General features: G+C 59.6%; 3 protein-coding genes and 1 pseudogene. 1 reads left to right on the forward strand and 3 read right to left on the reverse strand.

Going from position 1 to position 2,606, the window contains the following annotated elements; genetic code table 11:
- Nucleotides 1–505: pseudogene (gene gudD / locus ACESMD_RS12680) on the reverse strand (glucarate dehydratase); the annotation flags it as partial.
- 280 nt (nucleotides 506–785) lie between these two features.
- On the opposite strand from gudD, the gene ACESMD_RS12685 reads away from it, so the two are divergent.
- Complete coding sequence (locus tag ACESMD_RS12685) at nucleotides 786–1,733, forward strand: AEC family transporter (protein WP_372613707.1); 948 nt, start codon at nucleotides 786–788, stop codon at nucleotides 1,731–1,733.
- An 8-nt stretch (nucleotides 1,734–1,741) separates the two neighbouring features.
- Here the strand turns inward: ACESMD_RS12685 and sixA are convergent, their stop codons facing one another.
- Together sixA and ACESMD_RS12695 are read right to left on the reverse strand one after the other, a co-directional pair.
- Nucleotides 1,742–2,224, reverse strand: coding sequence for a phosphohistidine phosphatase SixA (gene sixA / locus ACESMD_RS12690; protein ID WP_372613709.1), 483 nt, complete (start codon nucleotides 2,222–2,224; stop codon nucleotides 1,742–1,744).
- On the reverse strand, nucleotides 2,217–2,606 hold a 390-nt coding region (locus ACESMD_RS12695; RefSeq protein WP_372613711.1), incomplete at its 5' end, for an NAD(P)H-dependent glycerol-3-phosphate dehydrogenase. The genes ACESMD_RS12695 and sixA, both read right to left, overlap by 8 nt.

Below are 2,606 nucleotides of genomic sequence, written 5' to 3' on the forward strand. Positions count from 1 at the left end.
GATACGGCAGATCCGTCTTGGCGGGGTCGCCCAGCAGGAAGAGATAGCCCAAGACCTCGACCTCATCCCGCTGCCGGCCGAACTGGCCCAGCAGATCTGCAACTGGCATCTCCAGTGCCTGTCCGAAGAGATCGTAGAGTGCCGATTCGATGGCGGTAATCACGTGCACCGCAACTCGCAAGTCGAAGGTCTGGCGACCACGCTCTTCTCTTCCATTTCGTGCAAGCCGTTGCCGAGCCCTATTTAACGTCTGCTTGATGTCATTGATCCTGGAGCCTTCGACCAAGGCACGACACTGCTCCAACCCCTCGAGGATCCCTTCACTGGAAGGAATCTCTCCTACGCCCTTGTTTCCTTCGCTATCCTCGAGAACCACAACACAGCGGACGAACCAGGGGGCATGACCACCGCTGAGATTGAGAAGAAAGCCGTCGTAGCCGACGATGGGGACGATTCGCATAGCGTTGATTTCAGGAAACATCATGTACCTATTCAGGGCAGACAATCGTGAACACCTTATGACTCCAGCACCATGTCAAGAAGCGTAGAAGCCTCCTGTCTATTGGTAATACATCATACAACTAACGATAAAGGGACAATGCCTCCTACGCACCCACCACGCTAAGAATCTAGACCAAAGTTGAATGCATCCACGTCCATGGATACCCTTCCTGCCAGAATGTCATTACCCTGTTGGGCCATCGTCCCGCTTACCCTCGGACAAGCATGCCATGAGAGAATCGAATCGTGCTGAATGAAGCCTCTACACCAGCCAACGCCGTCTCATGAACCCATGGGACGTCTTCCTCGGCACCCTGGAGATCACCCTCCCGGTGTTCGCCATGGTGTTCATCGGCCTGGTGCTGAAGCGCATCGGCTGGATTGACCAGGGTTTCGTTGCCACCGCCTCGGCGCTGGTGTTCAAGGGCACCATGCCGACACTGATCTTCCTCAGCCTGATCCAGGCAGATATCGCAACGGCCTTCAATCCCGGCTTGATGATGTATTTTACCCTGGCCACCCTGGCGACCTTCCTGGTTAGTTGGGGATGGGCCATCTGGCGTGTGCCCTACGCAGATCGTGGCGTCTACGTACAGGGTGCTTTCCGGGGTAACTGCGGCATCGTCGGACTGGCACTCGCGGCAAGCATGTATGGCGATTATGGCCTGTCGGCCGGTGGCTTGCTGCTGGGCGTGGTCATTCTCAGCTACAATGCCCTCTCGGTGATCATCCTGTCGGCTTACCGGCCTGGCAGGAAAATGGCCTGGCTGAGCATCGCCAAGCATATTGCGCGTAATCCCTTGATTCTTGCCGTCATGGCTGCCCTTCCCTTCATGATGCTGGATATCGCCCTACCGGGCTGGTTGATGACCTCCGGGGAATATTTCGCCTCCTTGACCCTGCCCTTGGCACTGATCTGCATCGGCGCCACACTGTCAGTCAGCGCATTGCGTGAATCGCACGGCAGCGCCGTGGGTGCCAGCGTCATGAAGATGGTCATCCTGCCGGCACTGGCGACCCTGGGGGCCTGGTGGACCGGTTTTGTTGACCGCGAGCTCGGCATACTCTTTTTGTTCTTTGCCAGCCCCACGGCCGCCGCGAGCTTCGTGATGGTCAAGGCGATGGGAGGCGATGCCAGACTGTCCGCCAACATCATCGCCCTGACGACCCTGATGGCCAGCTTGACCATCACCCTGGGGGTATTCGGCCTGCGCGTCATTGGATTGATCTGATACCGAGTTCAGGCGAGATCTGCCGGTGAGGTAAAGCGGATGATTCGCGCACATCCGTTGGCAAAAACATCCGCCTCCAGTTCGGCGATGGCGGCGGTGGGAAACCCCGGTCCGCGATCGCTTCGACCCTCTACCAGCAACCCGGTCAAGGCAGCAACCAGGGGCATATGGCTGACCAGCAGCAGGGGCTCGCCACCGTCCAGTTCCAGCAGCCAGTCGACCGCCGCGACCGGCGAGTCGTCCGGGGTGATGATCGGCAGGGTCTCGAGCTCAGCCTCCAAGGCCTCCGCGATCAATTCTGCCGTCTGCTGAGCTCGCCGATAGGGACTTGCCAGTAGACGCAGCCGCGAGAGGTCAAGATCGTCACGTCCAGCCAGCCAGGTGGCCATGCATAACCCCTCGTCTCGACCGCGTGCGGTCAGGGTCCGTGACGCATCGGGGCTACCGTTGCCTGCCTGTCCATGGCGCATGATCAGCAATTGTTCAGTCATGTGGGCTGTCCGACTTCCGGTGGGCCCGCTGTACATCCTCCCGGGGCAGGATGAACTCCACATCACTGCTCTGTTCACCCAGCATCAGCATCTTGGCCATCTCTCGGGCCGGTACTCCCTTGAACAGGACCTGGTAGAGGCCTTCGACCAGCGGCATGTAGACGCCGTCCTCGTGGGCCTTGTCAAACACCAGACGAACGGTATTGACCCCCTCGGCCACCTGGCCCAGGGCCTCGACGGCCTCGTCCAGGTTCCGACCCTCGCCCAGGGCATAGCCCACCCGATAGTTACGCGACAGGGCCGAGGAGCAGGTGACGATCAGGTCGCCGACACCGGCCAGTCCCAGGAAGGTCATGGGGTTGGCTCCCTGATCCACCGCAAA

The sequence above is a fragment of the Halomonas sp. genome (genome assembly GCF_041689495.1).
Lineage (GTDB): Bacteria > Pseudomonadota > Gammaproteobacteria > Pseudomonadales > Halomonadaceae > Halomonas.

Coding starts and splice junctions, on each gene's coding strand:
- ACESMD_RS12685 (WP_372613707.1), top strand. CDS start 786: ATGAACCCATGGGACGTCTTCCTCGGCACCCTGGAGATCACCCTCCCG.
- sixA (WP_372613709.1), bottom strand. CDS start 2,224: ATGACTGAACAATTGCTGATCATGCGCCATGGACAGGCAGGCAACGGT.